We start from the raw sequence: 7,363 nt of genomic DNA, 5'->3' as shown, positions 1-7,363 counted from the left end.
GGCATATTCCCCGAGCGATCCTTGCCTAAGCGCAAATTGCATCTGGAAGACCGTGAGTTCTTCGTCGAAGCGGCGCTCACCGCGGACGTAGCAATCGTCAAAGGTTGGCGAGCAGATACGTTCGGCAACACCGAGTTTCGCGGGACCTCTTTGCAAAACCAGCGAGATCTTGCGATGGCGGCCGAATACACGATCGTTGAAGTCAACGAAATTGTCGATGTTGGGACGCTCGATCCGGAACGAGTGGGATGCCCCGGCGTGTTTATCGATGCGGTTGTACAGGGCTATTCACTGTCTGAGCAGCACGAGCTCTATCGTCGACATTGGACGAAGCTTGGTCGCCTGCCCGCAGCTGTCTAGTGAACCAAGAGATACGGTAGAGGACGGGGTATGCACTCCTCAATGAGTGAAAAAGAGATCATTGCGCGTCGGTGCGCTCTCGAACTTAAACCGGGTGAAGTCGTTAATCTGGGTATTGGGATCCCAACGCGCATCGCGAATTATCTGCCGCAACATTTGGGCGTGATCTTTCACACGGAAAATGGAGCTTTCGGCTTCGGCGGGCGACCGACCGCAACGAATGCCGACAGCGATCTAACGAACGCAGGATGTGAGCCGATCACGCTTAAGCCCGGCGCAGCGATTATGGATTTGACTACCTCACTGGGCGCTATGCGCAACGRCTATCTCGATGTCACGATTCTCGGTGCGCTAGAGGTGGATGCGCTTGGTAATCTAGCCAACTGGGCCTGCCGGCGCGGAAATAAGTGGTGGCCCGGTATCGGGGGCGCAATGGATCTTTGCTACGGCACACCGAAGGTCATTGCGGCACTTCAGCATACCGACAAGAACGGAAAATCCAAGATACGGACGCGCTGCACCCTTCCCTTGACGGGTAGTCAATGTGTGAAGGTGATCGTGACCGAATATGCTGTCTTCGATGTTGTTCCCGAAGGGTTGGTATTACGCGAATTATTTCCAGGGATCGACGAAGGGTTTGTGAGGCGGATCACTGAGGCGGAGTACACGGTCTCACCGAACGTGACGCGGATGAACATCGATGTGGCGATAGACGGGAGGCAGTAACGTCCCTTCAAGTGGTGTGCGCAAGGGTGTTCGGGTGTCGGAGCGATCGCTCGCATTTTAAGACGATGACAATGCTGGAGCAGCTGACTAGGCCGATCGGCTGGAAGCCTCGATTGTGCTGGAGGAACGCGGCTTTCCTACGAGCCCGTTCCGGTCGATATCGCGCCGCGCGGCTGCCGTCGAACCTTGAATGAAGCCATAAGGAAGAATCCATGAGCGACGTCGCAATGAGCTACGTAACTGGAACGAGCGATGAACCGCTCCTTGGCCACACGATCGGCCAAGCGCTCGAAAGAGCGGCTGCAGCATGGGCCGATCAGGTTGCGCTGGTCTCGAGGGCGCAGAGCATTAGCTGGTCCTGGCGGGAATTGAATGACCGAGCCGATGCCTTCGCGGCCGGCCTCATCGCACTTGGGCTTCGCCGCGGTGATCGGATCGGCATCTGGTCATTGAACTGCGCTGAATGGGCATTGACTCAGTTTGCCGCTGCAAAGGCGGGGCTGATTCTCGTGACTATCAATCCAGCGTATCGACTTTCCGAGCTCGAGTTTGCACTTAACAGGGTTGGGTGCGCCGCTCTTGTAACCGCGACAAGCTTCAAAACGAGCAACTACATCGGAATGATCAAGGCATTGGCGCCCGAGCTTCCAGTATCTGCAGCAGGCCACCTTTCGTCAGCGCGCCTGCCGGACCTGCGCGTCGTGATTCAGATCGGCGGCCCCCAGACTCCAGGCGCGATTGCGTTTGACGAGGTTGCTGCATACGGTGGGGAMGCGGAACGGGTCGAATTGCGCGCGCTCGCGCGCGACCTGCAATTCGACGACCCGATTAACATCCAATTCACTAGCGGTACAACTGGTTCACCGAAAGGTGTAACGCTGTCGCACCACAATATTCTCAATAACGGCTACTTCATCGGTCGCGCGATGCAGCTCACTTCGTCGGATCGGATTTGTGTCCCGGTGCCATTGTATCATTGTTTCGGCATGGCCATGGGCAACCTTGCGGCGTTGACCCATGGAAGTGTCATGGTCTATCCGGGAGAGGGGTTTGACGCGCGAGCGACTCTCGAGGCGGTGCAAGAGGAGGGGTGCACGGCCCTGTATGGCGTGCCGACCATGTTCATCGCCCAGCTAGATCATCCGGAGTTTGCACGGTTCGACCTCAGCACGCTTCGTACGGGTATCATGGCGGGAGCGCCTTGCCCAATTGAGGTCATGCGGCGCGTTGTTGAGCGAATGAACATGCGCGAGGTTACGATTGCCTACGGCATGACTGAAACTAGCCCGATAAGCTTCCAAGGTGCAGTTGATGACACATTGGAACGGCGGGTTTCCACCGTTGGCCGTGTTCAGCCGCACGTCGAGGTTAAGATCGTAGATGCGGATGGCTGCGTTGTGCGGCGTGGTCAGCCAGGCGAGCTTTGCACGCGCGGCTACTCCGTTATGCTCGGGTATTGGGGAGATGAAGAGAAAACCGCTGAAGTGGTCGATGCGGCGGGTTGGATGCACACGGGTGATCTAGCGACCTTAGATTCAGAAGGCTACTGCAACATTGTCGGCCGTATAAAGGATATGGTGATCCGCGGCGGCGAGAACCTCTACCCACGCGAGATTGAGGAGTATCTATTTAGGCATCCGAAAATTCAGGAAGTACAGGTTTTCGGTGTGGCCGACCCGAGATACGGAGAGGAACTCTGCGCCTGGGTAAGGTTGCGTGAAGATCAGACGATGTCTGAAGATGAACTGCGCGACTTCTGCCGAGAGCAGATTGCTCATCAGAAGATTCCTCGTTACGTGGAATTCGTTGACGAGTTTCCGATGACCGTTACCGGCAAGGTGCAGAAGCTTGTGATGCGCGAAGATGTTGAGAGGCGCTTGGGGTTGAAGGCGCCCAAAACCGCCTAAGCCCCTGCGAATCTTAGGTGCTGGCGCACAGTCGATACTCTTCCATGGACACCGAACAAGTGGGCGCCATCTCTGGCCTCGCCGAGACCCTTGCGGCGTTCCGATGGTTACGACTTCTGCGGTTGACCTTGCCCCGCGGGTTTAATCCAGTTGAAGTTCGTTCTGGCCCACGACAAGGACCAGAGCATGAAGCGCAGCCGCTTTTCGGAAGAGCAGATCATCGGGATCTTGAAGGAGCATGAGGCCGGCGTGTCGGTCGCCGATCTGTGCCGCAAGCATGGCGTCAGCGACGCCAGCATCTACGAATGGAAGGCCAAGTTCGGCGGGCTGGAGGTCTCGGGGGCCAAGCGGCTGAAGACGCTGGAGGATGAGAACACGCGGCTGAAACGGTTGCTGGCCGACGCCATGCTGGACAACGCAGCCTTGAAGGACCTCGTGGGAAAGAAATGGTGACGCCCGMGGCCAAGCGGAAAGCTGTCGCCCATCTCCGAGACGCCTTCGGGATGAGCGAACGGCGGGCGTGTAAAGCCATCGGCTGCTGTCGCATGACCATGAGATACCAGACGACCCGGGCGGACGATGCCGGYSTTCGCCAACGCATGAGGGCGATCGCCCASGAGCGCCGCCGCTTTGGCTATCGGCGCCTCCACGTTCTGCTCAAGCGGGAGGGCTATGTGATCAACCACAAGAAGCTGTTCCGGCYCTACCGGGAAGAGAAGCTTGCGGTGCGTCGCCGTGGCGGYCGCAAGCGGGCGATCGGGACCCGGGCGCCGATGACSGTGCCGATGGCGCCGAACGACCGCTGGTCGCTCGACTTCGTATCGGATCAGCTCACCGATGGTCGCCGCTTCCGTATCCTMACCGTGGTCGACGACTGCACCCGCGAGTGCYTGGCGCTGGTGGCCGACACCTCGCTCTCGGGCACCCGGGTGGCGCGGGAGCTGGACCGGCTGATGATTGAGCGCGGCAAGCCGAAGATGGTKGTCAGCGACAACGGCAGCGAGCTCACCRGCAACGCCATCCTGACATGGGCYGATCAGAGCCGCGTGGCATGGCACTACATCGCGCCGGGCAAGCCCATGCAGAATGCCTTTATCGAAAGCTTCAACGGCCGGCTGCGCGATGAACTGTTGAACGAGACGCTGTTCACGGCGCTGACCCAGGCCCGCGTCGCGCTCGGATGCTGGCGGGCCGATTACAACGAGGCACGACCACACTCGCAGCTCGGATGGAAGACGCCGTCCGAGTTCGCCTTCACCTGCCACCCGCGCCGGGAGCTGGCGCTGCGCTATGCCGAGGGCTCCGCGCCAGCTCCCGCCGCTGCCACCGCCCAACCGGGCAAATCCAACAGCCGGGGCGAACTCAGGACTGGATAAAACTTGGGGGCAAGGTCACTGGCCACGATGATATCCGCGGAAGCAATCGCCCAATCAATTGCTCGCGCTCGAAGTGCTGTGAGTCAGGCGGTCTGATTGCTGCCGGGAATGTCGTCGGCGCCTCTCAGCGCGACCCCGTTAGGCACTTTTGATGTCGGTTCGAAGGGCCGTTCCATACCATCACTTTTGGTGCAACGATCGGCGTGCAAAGAATGGCACAGTGGCTGATTCAACCTCTCGGGGGAATCACCGCAGCTGTGCCGTAAAATCCATACCGCGGCGCTGACACCAGCGGGCCTTGCTATTGATGGCGTCGAGATGGGGCCGCGAAGATCATCGAAATGACAAGACCGACCACGAAGATGGCGACCGTCCTGAATGCGGTGCCGTTTCGGGTCGGATCCATAGCCGCTACAGGCGATGCCTGATCGATTTGCCTGCCCACGGTCGAATCGTCGATAAAAATGTTGAGACACGCCGGTTTCGATGCGTCGGAGCAAGCTGCCGGCGGCGCATTTTTGTCCAGCGCCTCGGAGACGCGGTCGCAGTGCCGTCAGCCCGCCGAACGGCGCGAATGGACGGCATCGTGCATCGCCTCGGGCTCGCGTTGGGTGGGCGTCCCGGACCTAACTTGGCAAGCCGCCGGCAATCCCGGTCAGTAAAGATACCTTGCTTAGAATGGTTCGCCGGCGCGCGGCACGCCCTCGCGACCCCTTGCGCGCGGTCGGAATTGACGACTGGGCCTGGCGAAGGATGCCGGTACGGTACCGTCATCTGTGATCTCGAGCGCCCCCTCATCGTTGCACTCCTGCCAGATCGTGCGATTGGCACCAGTGCCGCCTGGCTGCGCGATCGCTCCAGCATCGAGTTCATTGCGCGGGATCGTGGCGCGAGCTACGACAACGCCGCATCCAAGGGTCCGCCCCAGGCCATACAAATCGCGGATCGTTGGCACCTCTTGAAAACGCCAGCGCGAGCTTTCTTGATGTCGTGCGCCAGAACGTGCACGCCATCCGCAAATCGTCGGACACTTGCGACATCGACGCCACATTACCCAGTTGTGCCGAACGCAAGCGGTGGGAGAATTTCTAACACCGCAAGAAGACGGTCGACGCGGTGTTGCGGCTGCCGCTCGTCTTCGATGCGTCCTGTCAACAGCGCATCGCTCGGGATCGTGCTGACGTCACTGCCTCCAACCGCGCAGCGTGTAAGGAGCAGCCGACGGAACCTGCGCCCTCCCTGGCGTAGCAGTTCGTACTTGACTGCGGCGGGCTTGGGCCTAGCCCGCTGACTCCCTTTGAACCGTCCGCGGCTGCAAGCCCCTCACGCCAGTACGAAACAATCGTCGCTCTAGCACTCAGGGAGCCTTGGCCAGTCGCAAGAAGTTCGAAAACAGTTTGTGTCCGTCTTGAGTGAGTATCGATTCCGGGTGAAACTGCACGCCATATGTGGGGTGATCACGATGTGCGAGAGCCATGATCTCGGCATCGTCCGAACGCGCCGTCACCATCAGGGGAGATCCGGACGCGTCGTCGAGCTCGACAACGAGAGAATGGTAACGCCCAACGCGAAGCGGAGACGGCAGTGCCTCAAACAGGCCTTTGCTGTCATGGGTGACGTGCGAGGCCCGACCGTGCATAGGGCAGCGCGCGCGTGCGATCCGCCCGCCGAAAACGCTTCCGATGCATTGGTGTCCAAGGCAGATGCCGAGAATCGGAACGTGACCGGAGAGCTCACGAACAATGGTCGTCGAGATGCCGGCCTCCGTGGGTGTGCACGGCCCCGGTGAGATGACAATCGCTCGCGGCTTGAGGCTGACGAGATCGCTGACGCTGGTCGCATCGTTCCGGATCACCTCTGCAGTTTCTCCAAGTTCTCGGAAATAGCGAGCAATATTGAAGACGAAGGAGTCGTAGTTGTCGATGATCGGAATCACAATGGAGCCAATGCTTCTGCACCAAATGCGTCAAAGATACGTTGCGCTTTCGCGAGTGTCTCCTCGTACTCTGTGCTTGGATCTGACATCCCCGTAATTCCGCCGCCGGCGTGAAAGACCGCGAGATCATCATCGATCGTTACGGTTCGGATCGCTATATTTGTGTCCATCTGCCCGCTGAAGCCAATGAAGCCGATAGCACCGCAATAGATCTCGCGTGCGATCCGTTCTACGTCGGCGATGATTTCCATCGACCGTACTTTCGGTGCTCCGGTGACGGAGCCGCCGGGGAAGCAGGCGCGCAGCAGGGAGATGGCATCGTGATCATTAGCGAGTTTACCGCTGACAACCGAAACCAGGTGGTGCACCGAAGCATAGGATTCGAGGCCGCATAGCACGGGAACCTCGACCGAGTGCGTGGCGCAAACGCGTGATAGGTCGTTCCGCAAGAGGTCCACAATCATCACGTTTTCGGCACGGTCTTTCTCGCTCGCGACTAGAAACTCCGCGCGTTGCCGATCCTCCCGTGAATCAACGCACCGCCCGACCGTGCCTTTGATAGGGCGCGTGACAACCTGCCGCCCCTCGAGCCTGAGAAACCGCTCCGGCGAGCTGGAAGCAATGGTCCGTTTGCCGTAGCGCAGGAGAGCGGCGAAGGGCGCCGGGTTCAATGCACGGAGGCGGCAATAGAATGCCAGGGGATCGAACGAGCTCGAAAGTCTGGCGCTGAAGCGCTGCGCGATGTTGGCCTGAAAGATATCTCCAGCCAGGATCAAATCAATCACACGCTGAACGGCCGCCAAATAGGCGTCGCGGCGGAAGTTCGACTGCCATGAGTTCACCGAGGTGGAGGAACAATTCTGTTGCAAAGGTGGACGTGCAAGCGACGCCGCTAGTTCATCGGCTCGCTGGCGAGCGCGCCTGCCGCGACGTGTGGCGTCCTGCTCCGGCCATCCGGCCGACACGATCCAACACCCCTTCTCGTAATGATCGTAGGCGAGCACCACGTCGTAGAAATTGAGGATCGATTGTGGAAATCCTTGGCCCTGTGTTGCGGG

General features: G+C 59.5%; 7 protein-coding genes. 5 read left to right on the top strand and 2 right to left on the bottom strand.

What is annotated here, in order from left to right; translation table 11 throughout:
* From AC1D00_RS18865 to AC1D00_RS18845, 5 genes are all read left to right on the top strand, one after another.
* Positions 1–360: CoA-transferase (locus tag AC1D00_RS18865; RefSeq protein ID WP_477011698.1), on the top strand; the 360-nt coding region annotated here is incomplete at its 5' end.
* Between the two features lie 42 nt (positions 361–402).
* Entirely contained in the window at positions 403–1,086 is a 684-nt protein-coding gene (locus AC1D00_RS18860; protein WP_477011697.1) for a 3-oxoacid CoA-transferase subunit B, read from the top strand.
* 212 nt (positions 1,087–1,298) lie between these two features.
* On the top strand, positions 1,299–2,993 hold the full coding sequence (locus AC1D00_RS18855) for an AMP-binding protein (RefSeq protein ID WP_477011696.1): 1,695 nt from the start codon (positions 1,299–1,301) through the stop codon (positions 2,991–2,993).
* Between the two features lie 186 nt (positions 2,994–3,179).
* Positions 3,180–4,369, top strand: a protein-coding gene (locus AC1D00_RS18850) for an IS3 family transposase (RefSeq protein WP_477011699.1) whose coding sequence is annotated in 2 segments (ribosomal slippage) — positions 3,180–3,429 and positions 3,429–4,369 — 1,191 coding nt in all. Because the reading frame shifts where the segments join, the coding sequence is not laid out codon by codon here.
* A 307-nt stretch (positions 4,370–4,676) separates the two neighbouring features.
* Positions 4,677–5,660, top strand: coding sequence for a transposase (locus AC1D00_RS18845; RefSeq protein ID WP_477011695.1), 984 nt, complete (start codon positions 4,677–4,679; stop codon positions 5,658–5,660).
* Positions 5,661–5,726: 66 nt separating this feature from the next.
* Here AC1D00_RS18845 and AC1D00_RS18840 read toward each other — a convergent pair whose 3' ends face one another.
* Together AC1D00_RS18840 and pabB are read right to left on the bottom strand one after the other, a co-directional pair.
* Entirely contained in the window at positions 5,727–6,305 is a 579-nt protein-coding gene (locus AC1D00_RS18840; protein WP_477011694.1) for an anthranilate synthase component II, read from the bottom strand.
* Positions 6,302–7,363 (bottom strand): aminodeoxychorismate synthase component I (gene pabB / locus AC1D00_RS18835; RefSeq protein ID WP_477011693.1); only part of this gene is annotated, 1,062 nt, incomplete at its 5' end. The genes AC1D00_RS18840 and pabB, both read right to left, overlap by 4 nt.

The organism is Bradyrhizobium sp. P2_E8, from assembly GCF_056403875.1.
The sequence above is the reverse complement of the archived record's forward strand: the minus strand, read 5'-3'. Positions and strand labels throughout refer to the sequence as shown.